This window comes from Oerskovia sp. USHLN155 (genome assembly GCF_037145535.1).
Lineage (GTDB): Bacteria > Actinomycetota > Actinomycetes > Actinomycetales > Cellulomonadaceae > Oerskovia > Oerskovia rustica.
In genome coordinates, this window is record NZ_JBBCXG010000008.1 from 1 (window position 1) to 19,313 (window position 19,313).

The window sequence follows — 19,313 nt, forward strand, 5'->3', positions numbered from 1 at the left end:
GCCAGACGGGCGCGCCCCGGGGGTCGCGCCCTTCGTCGTCCCGTTCACCGGGTGCTGACGCGTCCCCGGTCAGGACGGGAGCGGCCCCATGCACGCTCCCGCCCTGACGAGGCCCGGCTGGTCGAGGCGTCAGCCGCAGCTGATCGCCTCGTACCCGGCTTCATAGGGCGTCGTGACCGTGACGCCCTCGACGACCGCGGTACCCGTGACCGTCGCCGCACCGGCGTCGATCGCGGTCGCCCGCGAGCTGAACGACTGCGAGGCCGACTTGCCCGGCGCGACGTTCTTGAACGTCTTGGTACCGAACGGTGTCTCGACCACGACGTCGGCCTTCACGTCGCCGTCGTTCACCGCCCGGACCGCGACCTGGGCCTTGCCCGCGACGCAGCGCGACTGCGCCGTGACCGTGAGCTCGACCGACGCGTCCAGGTTCGACACCCCGACCGTCTGCCAGCGCTTGCCCGCGCTCGCGTTGTGCAGGTGCAGCAGGAGCAGCTCGCCCGTCCCGGCCTCGGCCGCGGCAGCGGACCGGTTGACCGTGACCGGGGCGTCGTCGGCGCCCACGAACAGGAGCTGACCACCACCGCTGAACCAGTACGCGGGGTCGTACGGGTCGCCCGTGAACGGGCCCACCCGGTCGATCGACTGGTCGGGCTGCGTCCCGTAGTACGAGTACGTCGCGACCGTGAACGAGGGCACCGTGCCCGGCTCGATGCCGAGCTCGCCGATCGCGACCGGCACCACGAGCACGTTGCTGTCGAAGACCGACGTGTCGACGTCCGCCCAGACCGAGTTGACCGGCTCGAGCAGCACGCCCTCGCCCGCCCCGTACTCCTCGCCGTCGGGACCGGTCCAGTCCTTGAGCGTGTACGTGGTCGCCAGGGTCAGGTCCGACTCGTTGTACTTGCGGACCACGGTCTCGAACTCGGCCGATCCGTCGCCGTCCACGTCGGTCTCGACCGACGGGAACATGACCGCGCCGAGCGAGGCCCAGTCGCCGTCCATGGCCACGCCGATGCCGATCCGGCCGTCGCCCGGCTCGTCGCCCGCGGCCGCGTACTGCGGTGCGCTCGACGTGAAGCCGACCGCGCGGATGTCGCCCGACGCGACCGCCGAGGCCGACGAGCCCTCGGCAGCGTCCGCCTCGAGCCGCGGGCTCGTCGCCTTGAGCTCGAACGGCGCCACGAGAGACGTCCAGCCGCCCGAGGCCACGCCGCGTCCGTCGAGGTCGAGCTCGGCCGACGTGTCCTGGTTCAGGAACGTGACGTCCTTGCCCGTCAGGTCGCTCACGAGCTTCGGCGCGGCCTGGACCGGGACGCGCAGCTCGCTGCCCGACTCCGGCGTCAGGACCAGGCGACCCGTGAGCATGCCGACGAAGTCGCGCGGCACGCCCGAGGTGGTCTCGGCCGACGTCGGGTCGAGCTGCTTCGCGAGCGTCGCCGGGTCGGCCGTCAGGGTCAGCGTGACCGTCCGGGTCTGCCCCGCGGGGATCGTGAGGTTCGCGGGCGAGACCGTGACGGTCGCGCCCCCCGCGGTGCTCGACGTCGTGAACGCCGCCGCGTACTTCACGGCCTGCGAACCCGTGTTCTGCACGTCGACCGTGCGGCGCTCCTTGACGGTCTTGTCCGCCACGGGCACGAGCCCGTACGACACCGAGACGAGCTCCTTGTCCTGCGCCGAGAACGCGAGGGTCGAGTTCTTCACCGCGTCGACCGCGTCCACGCGACCGGACCCGACCCGCTCGGGGCCGTACGCCGTGCCCGTGCCGCCCTGGCCCGTCCACACGTCGTGCGAGGCCGTGTTCATGACGGCCGTCTTGACCTGCTGCGCGCTCCAGCCCGGGTGGGCCTCCTTGACGAGCGCCGCGATGCCCGCGACGTGCGGGGTGGCCATGGACGTGCCCGACTTGATGCCGGGCTGCGTGAGACGGCCCGAGGCCACGGAGGAGATCCCCGTGCCCGGTGCGGCGACGTCGGGCTTCACGACGCCCAGCGAGCCGTGCACCCCGCGCGACGACCCCGCGTTGAGCGTGTCCCCGATCGCGGGGATCTCGACGAACGACGAGTTCGCGAGCGACGGGCCGAGCGTCAGGACGACGCCGCCCGCCTCGATCGCCGGACGCAGCGCGTCGTGGCTCGGGCCCGTGAGCTGCGCGCCCGGGATGCCCGCGTTGCCCGCGATCCCGGCCGCGAAGACCTCGAGCTCGGACGACAGCAGGACGCCGACCGCGCCCGCGGCCTGAGCGTTGTTGAAGCGCGCCGCGCTCCCGCACGCCCGCGTGGCGTCGTTGTCGTCCCAGTAGAGGAACGCGATCTTGCCCGCCGTGGCGGCGGCCTGGGCCGGGGTCAGGGGCGTGCACCCGCTGACCGTGGCGCCCAGGAACGCGACCTCCGCGGTCACGTCGACCGAACCCGTGTAGCTCTGCGAGTTCTGCGCGGGGTAGGAGCCCGCGACGCCCGCAGGGGCCGTGACCTCGACGCCGTCGAACGTCTGGGTGTTGCCCACCGAGTTCGCGACCGTGAGAGAGGTGCGTGCGTTGCCGGGCGAGCCACCGACGTCGGTCACGTCGCCCGCGTTGCCCGACGCGACGACCGCGAGCGTGCCCAGCCGCGAGAGCTGGTCGATGAACAGGTTCTCCGGGTCGTCGGCCGGGCTGTTGTCCGAGCCGAGCGACAGGTTGACGATGTCGAGACGGTCGGACAGGTCGCCGTCACCGTCGGGGTCGGCCGCGAACTCGAGCGCGTCGACCACGACGTTCGTCGAGCCGCCCAGGTCACCGAAGACCTTGAGCGCGTACAGGCCCGACTCGGGTGCCGAGCCCGGCCCGACCGTCCAGTCGGAGATGTCCGTGAGGGTCGTGTAGTCGCCGTCGAACGTCGTCCCGTCGGCCAGGACTCCGTAGCCGCCCGTCGTGCCCGCGACGTGCGAGCCGTGACCCGAGCCGATCGAGTCGAGCGAGTCGATCGGGTTCTCGTCCGGCGTCGGGATCAGCGACGTGCCCGGCACGGTGCCCGACGCGTCGTAGTCGTACCCCGCGAAGTCGTACCCGCCGAGGTACTTGGCGTCGTCGAACGTCCCCGCGGGGACGGGGCCCTGACCCTTGACGCCGTAGGCCTCGTCGTACGCGGCCTGCGTGCCCGGACCGCCGAAGCCGGCGTGCGTGTAGTCGATGCCCGTGTCGATGATCCCGATCCGGACGCCCTGTCCCGTGTAGCCCGTGCTCTGCCAGGCCTCGAGGGCGCGGGTGAACGCGTCGGTGCCCTTGTTCGAGGGTGTCTTGGGGATGATGCGGTAGACCGTGACGACCTTGTCGTCGGCGGCCAGGGCCCGCACCTGCTCGGCGTCACCCGTCACGACGACGCCAGGGACGAGCTTGCTCGTGACCGACAGCTGCTGGGGCGCGCCCGCGGCGCGAGCACTGCGGGCGTTCGTCTGCGCGGGGACGACGGTGTCCGCGAGGCGCTCGACGACGGCCTGGTTGTCCTCGACCTGCGCCGGGCTCGCGCCCTGGTCAGCGAGGTCCGCACCGGACGGGGTGTCGAGCTGGACGAACGCGGTCACGGTCCCCGAGGAGTCGGCGAGCGAGGGGGCGACCTTGCCCGCCTCGCTCTCCGTGGGGGACAACGAGCTGGCGGACTTCGACGTGAGGTCGGGGCCGGACGGGCCGGCGGGATCGGACGGCAAGGACGCGGCGGGCAGCGTCGATGCTGCGACCACCGCCAGTCCTGAGAGAGCAGCTAACAACGAACGGTGCTTCATCGACACTCATTTCCCCGGTACGGACCGGTGGCGTTGAAGGTGCGTGGTGGTTCCCCCGTGGTGGTCGCCGACGGCTGTGTGCAGACGACCGTGCCTGCACGCTATAGGTGAAGTCCGACGCCCGCGCGCTGCGCGAACGTCACCGAACCAGGACCGACCGGTCAGGGGCCCCGGACCGAGGCAGCCGGGACAAACCAGGACAGGACGTGCTCCGCACCTTACGATCGGTCCGGGGGCGCGGAACACCGGGGTTTCGCAGACGGTCCTCACCCACGTGTCGACGTCGTCCGCGGGCAGCGGTCGACCCGGCCCACGCTGTGAAGGAGCACCACATGTCACGTCGTACGACCCGCATCGCAGCCGTCTCCGCGGCGATCCTCGTCGCCGGGGTGTTGAGCGCGACGCCCGCGCTCGCCGACGGCCCCGAGGGCCCCGACCTCACCTCGAAGTCGTTCAGTGCTGAGGATGAGGTCTGTTCGGTCATCGCCCAGCCCACCCCCGCGGGCCAGGACGTCGCCTTCACACCCGCGCCCACCGTCCAGTGCTTCGACACGTTCGGCGAGGCCATCGAGTCCGCCACGGGCGTGCCCGTGACCGACCCCGCCGTCGAGGCAGGGGAGCCCGCGGCCCTGCGTGCCTTCGCCCAGGACCAGGCCGCCCAGGCACAGTCCCGCTCGGCCGGTCCGGACGCGAGGGCCGCCGCGCCGGGTACGACCATGATGCTGGGTGTCGCGTACAAGGGCGCCAACCACACCGGGGGCAACAAGGTCTTCTGGAGCAACGGCGGCTACGGCTGCATGACGGGCAACACGTACGGGTTCCCCAAGCTGTCGCCCTACCTGATGAACAACAACATCAGCTCGTTGAACGCGTACGCCGAGTGCTGGGCGACCCTCTACGACCTCGAGAACTACGTCAAGGGCGCCTCGACGAACTGCGTCCCCTTCTGCGCGACGCTCGGGTCGATGAACGACCGCGCGTCCTCGATCGTCTTCCGTCCCGCAGGCAGCGGCATCGACTGACACCTGCCCTCGCTCGCGTCCGTCGGGCACGTCGCTCCTGGAGCGGCGTGCCCGACGGCGCGCCGGGCCTCAGCGCTGGCGGGCCCGACCGAGCGCCTTGGCCGCCTCGACGAGCAGGAAGACCACGATCGCGAGCAAGAGCGTGATGCCCCACTCGCGCGGCCCGATCGGCGCGGAGCCGAACCACGAGTGCATGAAGGGTGCGTAGACGAAGACTGCCTGGAGGGCGAGCAGCGAGCCGGCCGAGTACCAGATCGCCCGGTTGCCCTGGAGCACCGCGGGCGTGATCGACGAACGGTCCAGGAACCGGCAGTTGAACAGGTACGCGAGCTGGCCGAGGGCGAGCATCGTCACGGCCGTCGTCTGCGCCTCGGCCACGCCCATGCCCTGGTCGCGCTCGATGAAGTACACCGCCATGGTCGCGCCGCCGATGAGGACCGAGACCAGCAGGATGCGACGCAGGTACGCCGCGGTGAGGATCGATGCCTTGGCGTCACGGGGAGCGCGGGACATGATGTCGGGCTCGGCGCGCTCGTTGGCCAGGGCGAGCGACAGCGTCACGGCCGTGACCATGTTGATCCACAGCACCTGCACCGGCTGGAGGGGCAGCGCCCACCCGAGCAGCACCGCGACCAGGATCACGAGCGACTGCGCGCCGTTGGTCGGCAGCAGGAACAGCACCGACTTGCGCAGGTTGTCGTAGATCCGTCGCCCCTCCTCGACCGCACGCTCGATCGTGGCGAAGTTGTCGTCGGCGAGGACGACCTCGGCGGCCTCCTTGGTCGCCTCGGTCCCCTTGATCCCCATCGCGACGCCCACGTCGGCCTGCGTCAGCGCCGGGGCGTCGTTCACGCCGTCCCCCGTCATCGCCACGACCTGCCCGTGGGACTGGAGCGCCGACACGATCCTGATCTTGTGCTCGGGGCTCGTGCGCGCGTAGACGTCGACGTCCTCGACGACCGCGCGCAGCTCCTCGGTGCTCATGGCCTCGAGCTCGGCGCCCGTGAGGACCTTGGTGGCCGCGGCCGTGTGCTCGGTGGCCCCGGCCTGCCCGGCACCGTCACGGACGATGCCCATCTCCCGTGCGATCGCGAGCGCGGTGCCCGAGTGGTCGCCCGTGATCATCTTGACCGTGATCCCGGCGTCCTGGCACTGCGCGATGGCCTCGACGGCCTCGGGGCGAGGAGGGTCGACGATCCCGACCAGGCCGACCAGCTCGAGGCCGGCGTCCACGTCCTCCGGCGCCAGGTCCGTGCTCCCCGGTGCTGCCGACGCCCGGGCCGCGGCCAGCACGCGCAGGCCCTGCGCGCCGATCTCGTCGATCTGGGCCGACCAGAAGTCACGGTCGAGCGGGTCGGGACGCCCGTCGGGCCCGGTCTGGGTCGAGCAACGGTCGAGCACCCGGTCGGGTGCCCCCTTGACGAGCACGTGGAGGCCTCCCTCGGGGTCCTCGGTGAGGGTCGCCATGTACTTGTTCTCGGACTCGAACGGGACGAGCGCGACGCGCCGCCACCCGGCCGGGTCCAGGCCCGCCTTGAGGCCCAGGGTCCGCAGCGCGCCCTCGGTCGGTTCGCCCACCAGGCGCCAGCCGTCGCCCTCCCCGGCGGGCTCGTGGACGATGCGCGCGTCGTTGCACAGCATCATCACCTCGGTCAGGCGCCGCAGGTCGGGGTGCTCGGGCAGCAGCGCGGGGGACCCGTCGAGGCTGACGTCGCCGTCCGGGGCGTAGCCGATCCCGGTCACCGCGTACTCGTGCCCGGCGGTGCGCACGGCGCGGGCCGTCATCTCGTTCCTGGTCAGCGTCCCGGTCTTGTCCGAGCAGATCGTGGTCACCGAGCCGAGCGTCTCGACGGCGGGCAGGCGACGCGTGATCGCCCGTCGTCGGGCCATCTGCTGCACACCCAGGGCGAGCGTGATCGTCACGAGGGCCGGCAGGCCCTCGGGGACGGCCGCGACCGCGAACCCGATCGCCGCGGACACGAGCTCGGGGGTCTCGAACCCGTGGAACACGCGCCCGATCACGACCATGACCACGGCCATGACGAGGATGAGGACCGCGAGCTTCTTCCCGAACGCGTCGAGCGTGCGCGACAGCGGGGTCTCGAGCGAGTGGACCTCGGAGATGAGGGTCTGGATGCGGCCGATCTCGGTCGTCTCGCCCGTCGCGACGACGACCCCCGTCCCGGTGCCGGCGGAGACGAGCGTGCCCGAGAACAGCATGCTCGACCGGTCGCCCACGCCGGCCTCGGCGGGCACCGCGTCGACCGACTTGGACGCGGGCACGGACTCGCCCGTGAGGGCCGACTCGTCGACCCGGAGGTTGACGCCCGTGAGCAGGCGCAGGTCGGCGGGCACGCGGTCGCCCGAGCGCACCCGCACGACGTCGCCGGGCACGAGGTCGTCGGCGTCGACCTGAGCCCACGCGCCGTCGCGGCGGACCTGGGCGTGGACCGAGAGCATGCCCCGGATGCCGTCGAGGGCCTTCTCGGCGCGCCCCTCCTGGATCAGCCCGATCGCCGCGTTGATGACCGCGACCGCGAGGATCACGGTGAAGTCGATCCAGTCGCCCACGATCGCCTTGAGGACCGCGGACACGAGCAGGATGTAGATGAGGACGTCGTCGAACTGGGAGAGCACGCGACGCCACCACGGGGTGCGCGCGGCCGGGGCCAACCGGTTGGGGCCGACCTCGGCGAGCCGGGTCCGCGCCTGCTCGGCCGTGAGGCCGGCGTCGCTCGACCCGACCACGGCGAGCACGGCCTGCGGCGGGAGCGCCCAGGGCGTCGGGTCGGCAGTCGCGGGGACGAGAGGGGTGTCCGAGGCTGTCATGGCTCTCATTCAACGCCCGCTCGTGGTCGAGCACCCGGCGAGGCGCCCGGGTGGGACGAACCGTTCCATCCTGCCCGGCCGCGGGGCGGTCCGACGTCGCCGGGGACGTGCACGCCGGGCGCGGGCCTCGAGGTCCTCCTACCGTGAGGAGTGGCCGCGCACGGTGCGTGGCCGTGAGGAGGACGTACCGTGCTGGTCTCCACCATGAACGATGTCCCGGGCCGGACCGTGCAGCAGGTCGTCGGCGAGGTGACCGGACTGACCGTCCGGTCGCGCAACGTCGGGGCCCAGATCGGCGCAGGGCTCAAGTCGATCGTCGGCGGCGAGCTCAAGGGGCTCACCAAGCAGCTCCAGCAGTCGCGCGACGAGGCCGTCGCCCGCATGGTCGAGGAGGCCACCGCGCAGGGGGCCAACGCGATCCTCGCGATGCGCTACGACAGCGACGAGGTCGGCAACGGCTACCAGGAGATCGTGGCGTACGGGACGGCCGTGGTGCTCGCACCCTGACGGGCCGCGGGGCTCCGACGGTGCCGCGGCCCGGCGCCGGGGGCTCGACGGCGCCCGGACGCCCCTCCGCCGGGCCGTGGGCCTTCGCTAGGGTGCGCGCGAGGGGGGATGCGTGATGAGGCGGGGGATCGCGGGCCTGGTGGCCGTCGGTGTGGTGGTGGGCGGGTGCACGGCGGCGCCCGTGCCGCAGGAGACGCCGCTCGGGGAGGCGACCCTGACGATCGTCGTGCCGGAGGAGACCGGCCCGAGCGAGGTCCCGCTCCGCTCGGACGGGTCCGTGGACGCCGCGAGCCCGAGATCACGCGACCTCCTCGTGGGCCCGCCCCGCCCGGACGGGTCGACGGTCGCCGAACGGCTCCCGGGGCCCACCGGCGCCGCATCGCTCCTGGGCGGGCTCCTGACGGACGACGAGCGGTTCGGCGCGGTCCGGCTCGACGGCAGCGGGACGGTCCTCCTCGCGTGGCACGGCGACCCACCCCAGGAGGCGTTGGCCGCGGTCGCGGAGGCCTACCCCGACGTCCTGGTGCGGGTCGAGCCGCTCGACGTGCTGCCGGGAGAGCTCCAGGGGCTCGCGGAGTCGCTCCTCGGGGACGACCGCTGGCCGCAGGTCCGCGCGGTCCACGTCCGCGACGACCTCTCGTCGATCGTCGTCCAGGTCGGCGTCGAGCCCAACCCGCTCACGCTCGCCGCACGGCTCACGGCCGAGGTCGGGTTCCCGGTCGAGGTGGAGGTCGCCGCGTCGCGCTGAGCGTCGTGGGACGCCGCTGCGGGCCCGCGACCTCCGGGTTACGGTCGACAGGTAGCCGACGGCTACGGTCTCGTACCCCGAACCCCGCACGAAGGAGCCACATCATGGCAGTCCGCACCGCCCGCACCGCGTGGAACGGCACGCTCATGGAGGGCACCGGTCAGGTCGAGCTCACGAGCTCGGGGACCGGCACGTTCGACGTCAGCTTCCCGCGCCGCACGGCCGACGAGGCCGAGGGCATCACGAGCCCCGAGGAGCTCATCGGGGCCGCGCACTCCTCCTGCTACGCGATGCAGCTCTCCGGGGTGATCGGCGAGGCCGGCGGGACGCCTGTCGCCCTCGAGGTCAAGGCCGACGTCACGCTGTCGCCGGACCCGGCCGGTGGCCTGCGCATCTCGGCGGTCGCGCTCACGGTCCGCGGCGAGGTCGAGGGCCTCGACGAGGCAGGCTTCCTCGCGGCGGCCGAGAACGCCAAGGCGACGTGCCCGGTGTCCAAGGCGCTGACCGGCGCGACGATCACGCTGGACGCCGCCCTGGAGTCGTAGCGGCCCGGCGTCCCTAGGACGGCAGCAGCGGTGGGCTCTGCGTGCCCGCGCCCTCGACGAGGCCACCGACGACCTCGGTGACCGTGGCCCGGGCGTCGTGCACCGGAGCCCACCGCAGCAACCGCCGCGCCCGTGACGTGTCGAGCACCGGCACCGCGAGCGCGACGTCGAACCAGCCCGGGTCGAGCGGGACCAACCGGGCCGCCCAGGCCAGGGCGACCACGCGCCGCAGGGACCCGGGCGACACCTCCCGCAGGCGTCCCTGCGAGACGATCGCGGCGACGTCGGGTCCTGTGAGGACGCCCGGAGCGGCGACGTTGAACGTGCCCGGGTGCCGGCCCACGAGGATCTCGCGGTAGGCGTCCGCGAGGTCGTCGGCGTGGACGACCTGCAGGCGCATGCCGCGCGGCCACACGAGCGTCGGCAGATGCCCCTTGCGACGCAGCGGCGCCGGCAGCAGCCTGCCGAAGAACAACCGCGACACCTCGCTCGCGGCGTCGCGCTGGAACGTGAACGGCGCGCGCACGCGCGTCACCACGACCCCGGGATGCTCGGCCGAGAACCGGTCGAGGATCTCCTCGACCTCGGCCTTCTGCGCGCTCGAGACGGACCCCGCGATCCCCGCGGTCGGCCAGTACTCGTCCCGGGGCGTGTCGTCGAACGCGGGCGAGCACGCGCTCGCGCACGACGCGACCACCAGGTGCCCGACCCCGGCCCTGGCCGCCGCCGCAGCGACGCGCCGCGTCCCCTCGACGTTGACGCGCGCGAGCTCCTCGCGGTCGTGCGCGGGGTCGATCGCCCACGCGAGGTGGACCACGGCGTCGGCACCCACGAACGCGCCCGCGAGGCGCGACGCCACGACCTCCTCGGGGTCCGTGAGGTCGCAGCGGGCCCACTCGGCGGTGTCGAACGGCGGCACGACGGTGCTCGACCCGTCCGCGCGTGGCACCCGGCTCGCGACCCCGACGACCGAGGTGACCACGGGGTCACCCGCGAGCCTGCGCAGCAGGGCCGAGCCCACGTTCCCGCTCGCCCCGACGACCACGACACGCATGAAGTCTCCTCTCGACGCCCGTTTCCCCAGGCTACCGACCCGGCGTCGACCCGGCCGGGGCAACGCGGACCTTCACCCCCCCCGGGACGGGCGGGACGCCGAGGTGCACACCCGACAAGGTGCACCCCCGCGGGGTCCAACGGAAGATCGACGGGAGGCTCCGTCGCGGCCCATCCGCACGGGGCTCGCCACGAGAGGACCTGAAGGTGCAGATCGCGATGGACGACGTCCAGGTCGAGGGTCGGCGTGCGCCGATGCTCGAGGCCACCACCCTGACGCTCGCCTCGGGGGAGTGCGTCCTCCTCGCGGGCGAGCCCGGCCACGGGCACACCGCGCTCGCGCTGGTCGCGACCGGCCGCCTCGCCCCGTTCACCGGGACCGTCACGCTCGTCGGCGACGACGGCACCACCACGACCGCGACCGCCGACCTGCGCCGCGTCACGGCCGTGGTCGACGTCCCCGGGATCTCCGAGCCCGACGAGGCGCTCACGGTCGGGGACGTCGTCGCCGAGGAGCTCTCGCTCGCCGGGCAGCGGTCCCTGCCGGGGGACGCCAAGAAGTGGCTCGACGCGCACGACCTGCTCGACCGTCGCGGCGACCGCGTCGACGAGCTGCACGGCACGCTGCGGACCGCCTTGCTGACCTCCCTCGCGTCCGAGCGCGCGGACGTGCGGTTCCTGGTCCTGACGCTGCCCGACCGGCACGGGGGCGAACCGTCGGGCTGGTGGGCCGTCGCGGAGTCGCTCGCGGCGCTCGGCTACGGCGTGCTCGTGCAGTGCACGCGCTCCTCGGCCCGCGACCTCGGCGCCGACCTGCCGCCCGCGCGCGGCGACGACGCGCTGCGGGCGGCGCCCGTCGAGGCCCTGCGGACGCGGCCCGCGCCCGCCGCGGTTCCGGACGAGCGGCCGGCCGACGATGCTGCGGCCGTCGGACCACCCGAGCCCGTCGAGACGACCGACCCGACCACGTTGTTCGACCGGGCCGAGCCGGGGCGCCACCGGGCGGATGCCGTCCCGGAGCCCGAGGCGGCGGCCGGGCCGCCCGACGGACCGGACCCCGGACGCGACGCCGGGCGGGGCCCGGCCGAGCAGGGCCCGGCGCAGGAGCCCGAGCCCGAGCCGGAGCCGGAGCCTGACCCGGATCCCGCCCCCGACGAGGAGGTCGACCGATGACCGCCGTCCGCCTCGGCATCTCCGAGCTCCGGCGCATCAGCGCCGGCACCCTGCCCAAGCTCGCGATCCTGGCCATGATCGTCATCCCCACGCTGTACTCGGGCCTGTACCTGTTCGCGAACGAGGACCCGTACGACAAGCTCGCCGAGGTCCCGGCCGCGCTCGTCGTCCAGGACCGCGGCACGACCGTCGAGGACTCGGTCGACGGCACCTCGACCGAGAAGAACTTCGGCGAGGAGGTCGCGAAGCAGCTCGTCGACGGTGACGGCGGGTTCGGCTGGGTCGAGACGACCCAGTCGGACGCCGAGGCCGGTGTGCGGTCGGGGCGCTTCGACGCGGCGCTCGTCATCGGTCCGACGTTCTCGCAGGACCTCGCGTCGTCGGGGAGGTTCGAGCCGCAGCAGGCGAGCCTGGTCCTCATCACCAACGACGCCAACAACTACCTCGTCGCGACCATCGCCGACACGATCGTGGGCACCGTCCGCGACGCGATCGCCGAGCAGGTCGGGACCGAGGCCGCGGACACGTTCCTCAAGGGGTTCGCGTCGATCCACACGAACCTCGCGAGCGGCGTCGAGGGCGCGCAGCAGCTGGTCGACGGCGCCACACAGCTCTCCGACGGGACCGCGCAGCTCGTGGACGGCACGGCCCGGCTCGCGACGGGGGCGAGCGAGGCCGCGAGCGGCGCTGCCCGCCTCGCGGACGGGGCCGACGAGCTGTCGACCGCTACCGGCACGCTCGCCTCGGGCGCGGCCACCCTGTCGGACGGGCTCGACACGCTGCGCAGCAGGACCGCGAACCTCCCGGCGCAGACCCAGGAGCTGGCCGACGGCGCGCAGCAGGTCGCGGACGGCAACGCCCTGGTCGCGGGCTACGGGCAGGACGCGGCCGCGGCGGCGAGGGACGTCGTCGGGCGCCTCGACACCGCGCGCGTCGACCTCGAGGCGCGCCTCGCGGAGCTCGTCGCGACCGGCGTCATCACCCAGGAGGAGGCCGACGCCGTCACGCAGGTCCTCGAGGACGCGCGCGGCCCGGTCGAGGAGGCCGCCGCCACGGTCGAGGGAGCCGCCGGGAAGCTGGGCGAGCTCGGCGCGGGCTCGGCGCAGGTCGCGGCGGGGGCGGCGACGCTCGCAGGCGCCACGCCCGCGCTCACGCAGGGCATCGCGACGGCGGCGTCGGGCGGGGACCGGCTCGCGGCGGGCGCGGCAGAGCTCGACGACGGGGCGGGCACGCTCGCGAGCGGCGCGGAGGCGCTCGCCTCGGGCACGTCCCAGGTGTCCGACGGCGCAGCCGAGCTCGCGTCGTCGAGCGTGACGCTGCGCGACGGGACGGCCGAGCTGCAGTCCGGCACGACCCAGCTCCACGACGGCCTCGCGGCGGGCCTGGGACGCATCCCCGACGTCGACGAGCAGACGCAGGAGGACACGGCGAAGACGCTCGGCAACCCGGTCGCGGTGCAGAAGGACACGATCGCCAACGCGGGCACGTACGGGGCCGGTCTCGCGCCGTTCTTCCTGTCGCTCGCGGCGTGGATCGGCGCGTACGTGCTGTTCCTGCTCGTGCGGCCGCTGTCGGCCCGGTCGCTCGCGGCCGGGCGACCCGCCTGGCAGACCGCGCTCGGCGGCTGGATCCCGCCGGCCGTGATCGGCGTGGCCCAGGTCGCGCTCATGTTCACGGTCGTGAAGTTCGCGCTCGACATCGACCCCGTGTACGCGGTCGGGACCGCGGTGCTGCTCGTGCTCGCGTCGGCGACGTTCGTCGCGATCCTCCAGGCGCTCAACGTGTACCTGGGTGCGGTCGGCCAGTTCCTGGGGCTCGTGCTCATGCTCGTCCAGCTCGTCACCGCGGGCGGGACGTTCCCCTGGCAGACGATCCCCGAGCCGCTGCGCGCGCTGCACCGCTTCCTGCCCATGTCCTACACGGTCGAGGGACTCCGGCAGCTCCTCTACGGCGGAGACCTCGCGACCGTCGCGCGGGACGTCGGGGTGCTGCTCGTGGTCCTCGCGGTCGCGCTCGCGGCCACGACGTTCGCCGCGCACCGGCAGCGGGTGTGGAGCCCGACGAGGCTGCAGCCGGAGCTGGTGCTCTAGGACCGTGTCAGAACGAGCGTGGCCTGGAGTGCTCGCTCGTCCTGACACCGGGCGGCGACCTTGCGACGGGTTCGTCAGGCCGGGACAGGTTCGTGGCGCGGACGTCGATGACTTCTCCGCGCTGTGATGGTCTGTAGTACACCAACCACCGACCGGGAGGACGACACCATGGGGAAGCTGACGTTTGCCATGAGCACGAGCCTGGACGGATACGTCTCCGCGCCCGGCGGCGACCTCGGCTGGAGCGTGCCGAGCGACGAGCTGTTCCAGTGGTGGTCCGACCGCGTGGGAGCGACGGGCCTGTCGCTGCACGGGCGCGTCCTGTGGGAGGCCATGAGGTCCCACTGGCCGACCGCCGACCAGCAGCCCGGCGTCACACCGGCGCACGCCGAGTTCGCGCGTCGCTGGCGCGACATGCCGAAGGTGGTGTTCTCCTCGACGATCAGCGAGGTCGACTGGAACGCCCGTCTGTTCAGCGGGGACGCCGTCACCGAGATCGCCCGGCTCAAGGCCGAGGAGGACGGTCCCCTGGACGTCGGCGGAGCCACCCTCGCCGCGGCGGTCATGCGGGCCGGGCTGATCGACGAGTACGCGATCGTCACCCACCCGGTCCTGGTGGGCGGCGGCACGCCGTTCTTCGCACCCTTGGACGCCTGGGTGGACCTGGACCTCGTGGAGACCCGGACGTTTCCCGGCGGTGTGCTCCTGACCAGGTACGAGACCAGGCGCTAGGTCCCGCCGGTCGCCCGTGCAGCCAGGTGCCGCGAGCCGCGCGTCGTCCGGCCACCCGTGTCCCGCCGTCGGGCATGCTGCGGGTCCCCGTCCCACGCGGGACCGCCGATCCCGGACACTCCCCGGACGCACGTCCGCAGCCCGCGGGAGTGGTGGGAGAATCGCCGACGTGACTGCTGAACTCGACGCCGCAGGAGCCCCCGTCCCGCCCGAGCGCACGGAGGCGGACGCCCAGCACGCCGCGAAGGCGGCCGCCGCCGAGAAGGCCGCGCGGTCCGCGGCCCTCAGCGAGGCCGAGCGTGCGGCGGATGCGGCGCGCGAGGCGATCGCGGCCGCGCTGCGCACCACGACGCGCGGCATCGTCGACTCCTCGACGCGGCGCCGGGCCGAGTACTCGACCGACGCGTCGAACTACCGCGTGGTCCCCGAGATGGTCGTCTTCCCGGTCTCGACCGACGACGTCGTGGCGACGCTCGACGTGACGCGCGAGCTGGGCGTGCCGCTCACTGCGCGCGGCGCGGGGACGTCGGTCGCGGGCAACTCGATCGGCCCGGGCGTCGTGATCGACTTCTCGCGGCACGTGAACCGGGTCCTGGCGGTCGACCCGGAGGCGCGCACGGCACGCATCGAGCCGGGTGTCGTCATGTCGACGCTCCAGAAGGCCGCGGCCCCGCACGGCCTGCGCTTCGGCCCCGACCCGTCGACGCAGAACCGCGCGACGCTCGGCGGCATGATCGGCAACAACGCGTGCGGTCCGCACGCGGTCGCGTACGGGCGCACCGCGGACAACGTGGTCGAGCTCGACGTGGTCGACGGCACCGGCCGACGCTTCACCGCGGGCAAGGGCGACCCGACGTTCGCCGCGGTCCCGGGGCTCGCACGGATCGTCAAGGAGAACATGGCGCTCATCCGCACCGAGTTCGGGCGGTTCGGACGCCAGGTCTCGGGGTACTCGGTCGAGCACCTGCTGCCGGAGAACGGCTCGGACCTCGCGAAGTTCCTCGTGGGCAGCGAGGGGACGCTCGTCACGATCCTCGAGGCCACGGTCTCCCTGGTCCCGGTCCCGAGCGCGCCCACGCTCGTCGTCCTCGCCTACGAGGACATGCCGACCGCGGCCGACGACGTCCCCGCCCTCCTCTCGCTGAGCCCGCTCGCGGTCGAGGGCCTCGACGCGCGCCTCGTCGACGTGGTGCGCCGCGCCAAGGGTGCCGACTCGGTCCCCGAGCTCCCGCCGGGGGCGGGGTGGATGATGGTCGAGGTCGGGGGAGCGACGCCCGAGGAGGCGTACGCGAACGCCGAGGCGATCGTCGCGGCCTCCGCGTCGACGTCCACGCGCATCCTGCCCGCGGGTCCAGACGCCACGGCCATGTGGCAGATCCGGGCCGACGGCGCCGGTCTGGCCGGGCGCACGCCCGCGGGCGAGCAGGCGTGGCCGGGCTGGGAGGACTCCGCGGTCCCGCCGGAGAAGCTGGGCGCCTACCTGCGCGACCTCGACGCGCTCATGGCGCGCTACGGCGTCGACGGCCTGCCGTACGGGCACTTCGGTGACGGGTGCGTGCACCTGCGCATCGACATCCCGCTCGAGACGTCGGGCTCGGTGCTGCGCACCTTCATGACCGAGGCGGCCGAGCTCGTGGCCAAGTACGGCGGCTCGCTGTCCGGCGAGCACGGCGACGGCCGCGCACGCTCGGAGCTGCTGCCCGTCATGTACTCGCCCGAGGCCATCTCGCTGTTCGAGCAGGTCAAGGCGCTGTTCGACCCGCAGGACGTCCTCAACCCCGGGGTGATCGTGCGGCCCAACGCGGTCGACGCGGACCTGCGCCGGCCCAAGGCGCTGCCCGTGCTGCCGACCAAGGGCGGCTTCTCGTTCAGCCACGACCACGGCGACATGACCCAGGCCGTGCACCGCTGCGTCGGTGTCGGCAAGTGCCGTGCGGACTCGTCGGCGTCGGGCGGGTTCATGTGCCCGTCCTACCAGGCGACCAAGGACGAGAAGGACGTCACGCGCGGACGTGCGCGCGTGCTCCAGGACGCGATCAACGGCACGCTCGTGGGCGGCCTCACCTCGCCCGAGGTGCGCGACTCGCTCGACCTGTGCCTGTCGTGCAAGGCGTGCTCGGCCGACTGCCCCGCGGGCGTCGACATGGCCCAGTACAAGGCCGAGGTCCTGCACCGCACCTACCAGGGCAAGCTGCGCCCCATGAACCACTACGCGCTGGGCTGGCTGCCGCGCTGGGCGCGCCTCGCGGGCATGATGCCGCGCGTCATCAACGCGGTGCTCGGCATCCGGCCGCTCGCGAGGCTCGTGCTCAGCCTCGGCGGCATGGACCCGCGTCGCGAGGTGCCGAAGTTCGCCGAGGTCCCCTTCCGCACGTGGTGGAAGCGCGGGGGCGCGACGAACGGGGTACCGGGGCTCGCCGTCGGGCAGACGCCCGGGCGGCCCCAGGCCGGCAAGAGGCCGCAGGTCGTGCTGTGGACCGACTCGTTCAGCGACACGCTCGCCCCCTCGGTGCCGCAGTCCGCGGTCGCGGTGCTCGACGCCGCGGGCTACGACGTGATCGTGCCCGACCAGCAGGCCTGCTGCGGTCTCACCTGGATCAGCACGGGCCAGCTCGACGGCGCCCGCAAGCGTCTCGAGAACCTGCTCCAGGTCCTGGGGCCGTTCGCGGTCAACGGGATCCCGATCGTCGGGCTCGAGCCCTCGTGCACGGCGGTGCTGCGCTCCGACCTGCTCGACCTCTTCCCCGACGACCCACGCGCGAAGGCCGTCGCGGGCGCCACCAACACGGTCGCGGAGCTCCTCACGCGCCCCGAGACCCGGCCCGCGCCCGAGACCTGGCAGGTCCCCGACCTGTCCGACGTCACGGCCGTCGTCCAGCCGCACTGCCACCAGCACTCCGTCATGGGCTTCGCGGCCGACGAGAAGCTCCTGCGTGGGGCCGGCGCCACGATCGACACGCTCGCCGGCTGCTGCGGCCTCGCCGGGAACTTCGGCATGGAGAAGGGCCACTACGACGTGTCGGTGCAGGTCGCGGAGAACGCGCTCCTGCCCGCGCTGCGCAAGGCCGGGCCGAACGACATCTTCCTCGCCGACGGGTTCTCGTGCCGCACCCAGGCCGACCAGCTCGGCGGCGTGCAGGGCAAGGCGCTCGTCGAGCTGCTCGCCGAGCGGCTCTAGGACGGCGCCTCGGGGGGTGCGGCCTGCGCGGCGTGGGTCTCCGGGGCAGGCTCCTGGTCGGCGACCTGCCACGTGAACGGCGCGAAGTCGAGCGTCTCGTCGCGCCACGACGCCCTGCGCGCGGCGTACGCCCAGAACGGCAGCGCCACGAAGACCACGCTGAGGCCGACCAGCAGACCCACGTACGTCGTCGGGCTGCCCACCTCGACCTGCGCGGGCGGCACGAAGCTCACGACCAGGGCGAGCGTCGCCGCGAGCAGCCCGCACCCGCCGATGACCCACACGCCCACGACGCCGCCGGGCACGCGGTAGCGCCGCGGTCGGCCCGGCTGGGAGTAGCGCAGGGCGATCACGGCCGCGAACATCAGCACGTACGCGACGAGGTACAGGATCACGGTGAGCTGGCTCAGGAGCTGGTAGGCGGCCTGCACCGACGGCAGGATCACGAACATGACCGACAGGACCGTCACGACCGCGGCCTGGACCAGCAGGATGCGCGACGGCATGCCTGCCCGGTTCGTGCGGTGGAACCAGCGCGGCAGGTAGCCCGCGCGCGCGACCGACAGCAGACCCGTCGCAGGGCCTGCGACCCAGGTCACGACGCCCGCGAGGACCCCGACGGCGAGCATCGCCGCGAGGACCGGCCCGGCCCACCCGATGCCCGCCCAGGCGAGGAGCGTGTTGAAGGCCGTGAGCAGGCTCTGCGTCAGGTCGATCTGCCCCGTCGGGATCACCACGGCGATCGCGAGGGTCCCCAGCACGAGCACGACGACGGCCCCGAGCGCCGCCACGAGGATCGCGATCGGGTAGTTCCGGACCGGGTTCCGGATCGAGCGCACGTGCACCGCGTTCATCTCCATGCCCGCGTAGAACAGGAAGATGCCCGCGGCCAGCACGATGTTGGAGAACTTCGACAGGTCGGGCACGAACGCCCCCCACGAGAGCTCGACCTGCGACGGGTTGCCGCTCGCCAGGTACGCCGCGGCCAGCCCGATCAGCAGCGCGGCCGGCACGAGCGTCCCCACGATGCCGCCCCACTTCGCGACCTGGGAGAACGACTTCACGCCCCGCAGCGCGATGAGCGTCGCGAGCCAGAACACCCCGAGGACGACCGCGAGCACGAACACCTTGTCGCTCGACACCTGCGGTGCCGCCGCGGCATCGCCCGTGTAGGCGAGCGTGACCGCGGCGAACGTGAGGATCGTGGGGAACCAGATGCAGCCCTCGATGAACACCATGGAGATCGCGAGGAACCCCCACCGGCTGCCGAACGCCTCGCCGACCCAGCGGAACATCCCGCCCTCCTCGGGCCAGCCGGTGGCGAGCTCGGCCGCGACCAGCCCCACGGGAGCCAGGAAGAACAGTGCCGCGAACAGGTAGTAGAACGTCGAGGCGAGCCCGTACTCGGCCTCGGCCGGCAGCCCGCGCAGGCTCACGACCGCGACGATGTTCATGACGGCGAGCGCGGCGACCGTGATGGTCCCCGCCCCGGGCGTCCTGCGTGCTTCGCTCACGTGCTGGGCCCTTCCTGCGGCGGTCTGGTGCGGGGTCGTGGCCGACGGCGCGACTCACGCATCGTGGCACCGGGGGAGCGGTGGCGCGCGGGGAGGGCGCGGCTGCGGGGCGCACGGGTGCGGCGTGCGGACGTGTGTTCGCTCGTGTGCTCGGGGCGGCCGG

At 73.3% G+C, this 19,313-nt stretch carries 12 protein-coding genes; 8 read left to right on the forward strand and 4 right to left on the reverse strand.

Features of this window, described 5'->3' with window-relative positions; translation table 11 throughout:
- Positions 1 to 129 precede the first annotated feature (129 nt).
- A complete protein-coding gene (locus WFH32_RS12530; RefSeq protein ID WP_336707698.1) occupies positions 130 to 3,759 on the reverse strand; it encodes a S8 family peptidase in 3,630 nt (1,209 codons plus the stop codon).
- Between the two features lie 332 nt (positions 3,760 to 4,091).
- Here WFH32_RS12530 and WFH32_RS12535 point away from each other — a divergent pair, with 332 nt between their 5' ends.
- A complete protein-coding gene (locus WFH32_RS12535) occupies positions 4,092 to 4,781 on the forward strand; it encodes a hypothetical protein (protein WP_336707699.1) in 690 nt (229 codons plus the stop codon).
- A 69-nt stretch (positions 4,782 to 4,850) separates the two neighbouring features.
- Here WFH32_RS12535 and WFH32_RS12540 read toward each other — a convergent pair whose 3' ends face one another.
- A complete protein-coding gene (locus WFH32_RS12540) occupies positions 4,851 to 7,610 on the reverse strand; it encodes a cation-translocating P-type ATPase (protein WP_336707701.1) in 2,760 nt (919 codons plus the stop codon).
- Positions 7,611 to 7,799: 189 nt separating this feature from the next.
- On the opposite strand from WFH32_RS12540, the gene WFH32_RS12545 reads away from it, so the two are divergent.
- The 3 genes from WFH32_RS12545 (at position 7,800) to WFH32_RS12555 (ending at position 9,410) form a co-directional block, all read left to right on the forward strand.
- On the forward strand, positions 7,800 to 8,117 hold the full coding sequence (locus WFH32_RS12545) for a YbjQ family protein (RefSeq protein WP_030144034.1): 318 nt from the start codon (positions 7,800 to 7,802) through the stop codon (positions 8,115 to 8,117).
- 115 nt (positions 8,118 to 8,232) lie between these two features.
- Entirely contained in the window at positions 8,233 to 8,865 is a 633-nt protein-coding gene (locus tag WFH32_RS12550; protein WP_336707703.1) for a hypothetical protein, read from the forward strand.
- A gap of 104 nt (positions 8,866 to 8,969) precedes the next feature.
- On the forward strand, positions 8,970 to 9,410 hold the full coding sequence (locus WFH32_RS12555; RefSeq protein ID WP_030144035.1) for an OsmC family peroxiredoxin: 441 nt from the start codon (positions 8,970 to 8,972) through the stop codon (positions 9,408 to 9,410).
- Between the two features lie 13 nt (positions 9,411 to 9,423).
- Here the strand turns inward: WFH32_RS12555 and WFH32_RS12560 are convergent, their stop codons facing one another.
- Positions 9,424 to 10,464: an NAD-dependent epimerase/dehydratase family protein gene (locus WFH32_RS12560; RefSeq protein WP_336707704.1), complete on the reverse strand. Its 1,041-nt coding sequence runs from the start codon at positions 10,462 to 10,464 to the stop codon at positions 9,424 to 9,426.
- A gap of 206 nt (positions 10,465 to 10,670) precedes the next feature.
- Here WFH32_RS12560 and WFH32_RS12565 point away from each other — a divergent pair, with 206 nt between their 5' ends.
- The 4 genes from WFH32_RS12565 to WFH32_RS12580 all read left to right on the forward strand — a co-directional run bounded on the left by WFH32_RS12565 (position 10,671) and on the right by WFH32_RS12580 (position 17,636).
- A complete protein-coding gene (locus WFH32_RS12565) occupies positions 10,671 to 11,636 on the forward strand; it encodes a hypothetical protein (protein WP_336707705.1) in 966 nt (321 codons plus the stop codon).
- Complete coding sequence (locus WFH32_RS12570; RefSeq protein WP_191796639.1) at positions 11,633 to 13,726, forward strand: YhgE/Pip domain-containing protein; 2,094 nt, start codon at positions 11,633 to 11,635, stop codon at positions 13,724 to 13,726. The genes WFH32_RS12565 and WFH32_RS12570 overlap by 4 nt, the downstream gene beginning before the upstream one ends.
- A 168-nt stretch (positions 13,727 to 13,894) precedes the next feature.
- Positions 13,895 to 14,458 carry a dihydrofolate reductase family protein gene (locus WFH32_RS12575; RefSeq protein WP_191796638.1) on the forward strand — a complete coding sequence of 188 codons (564 nt, stop codon included), beginning with the start codon at positions 13,895 to 13,897 and terminating at the stop codon, positions 14,456 to 14,458.
- A 325-nt stretch (positions 14,459 to 14,783) separates the two neighbouring features.
- Positions 14,784 to 17,636 (forward strand): FAD-binding and (Fe-S)-binding domain-containing protein, encoded by a 2,853-nt coding sequence (locus WFH32_RS12580; RefSeq protein ID WP_336707883.1) that lies wholly within the window; start codon positions 14,784 to 14,786, stop codon positions 17,634 to 17,636.
- Here WFH32_RS12580 and gadC read toward each other — a convergent pair.
- The gene (gene gadC / locus WFH32_RS12585) at positions 17,633 to 19,150 is read right to left on the reverse strand and encodes a putative glutamine/gamma-aminobutyrate antiporter GadC (RefSeq protein WP_336707706.1); all 1,518 of its coding nucleotides are present in this window, start codon (positions 19,148 to 19,150) and stop codon (positions 17,633 to 17,635) included. The two genes, WFH32_RS12580 and gadC, sit on opposite strands and share 4 nt — an antisense overlap.
- Positions 19,151 to 19,313: the final 163 nt, after the last annotated feature.

What these genes read in the sequence shown, in the direction of transcription:
- WFH32_RS12530 (WP_336707698.1), bottom strand. Translation starts at nt 3,759, where the DNA reads ATGAAGCACCGTTCGTTGTTAGCTGCTCTCTCAGGACTGGCGGTGGTC.
- WFH32_RS12535 (WP_336707699.1), top strand. Translation starts at nt 4,092, where the DNA reads ATGTCACGTCGTACGACCCGCATCGCAGCCGTCTCCGCGGCGATCCTC.
- WFH32_RS12540 (WP_336707701.1), bottom strand. Translation starts at nt 7,610, where the DNA reads ATGACAGCCTCGGACACCCCTCTCGTCCCCGCGACTGCCGACCCGACG.
- WFH32_RS12550 (WP_336707703.1), top strand. Translation starts at nt 8,233, where the DNA reads ATGAGGCGGGGGATCGCGGGCCTGGTGGCCGTCGGTGTGGTGGTGGGC.
- WFH32_RS12555 (WP_030144035.1), top strand. Translation starts at nt 8,970, where the DNA reads ATGGCAGTCCGCACCGCCCGCACCGCGTGGAACGGCACGCTCATGGAG.
- WFH32_RS12560 (WP_336707704.1), bottom strand. Translation starts at nt 10,464, where the DNA reads ATGCGTGTCGTGGTCGTCGGGGCGAGCGGGAACGTGGGCTCGGCCCTG.
- WFH32_RS12570 (WP_191796639.1), top strand. Translation starts at nt 11,633, where the DNA reads ATGACCGCCGTCCGCCTCGGCATCTCCGAGCTCCGGCGCATCAGCGCC.
- WFH32_RS12575 (WP_191796638.1), top strand. Translation starts at nt 13,895, where the DNA reads ATGGGGAAGCTGACGTTTGCCATGAGCACGAGCCTGGACGGATACGTC.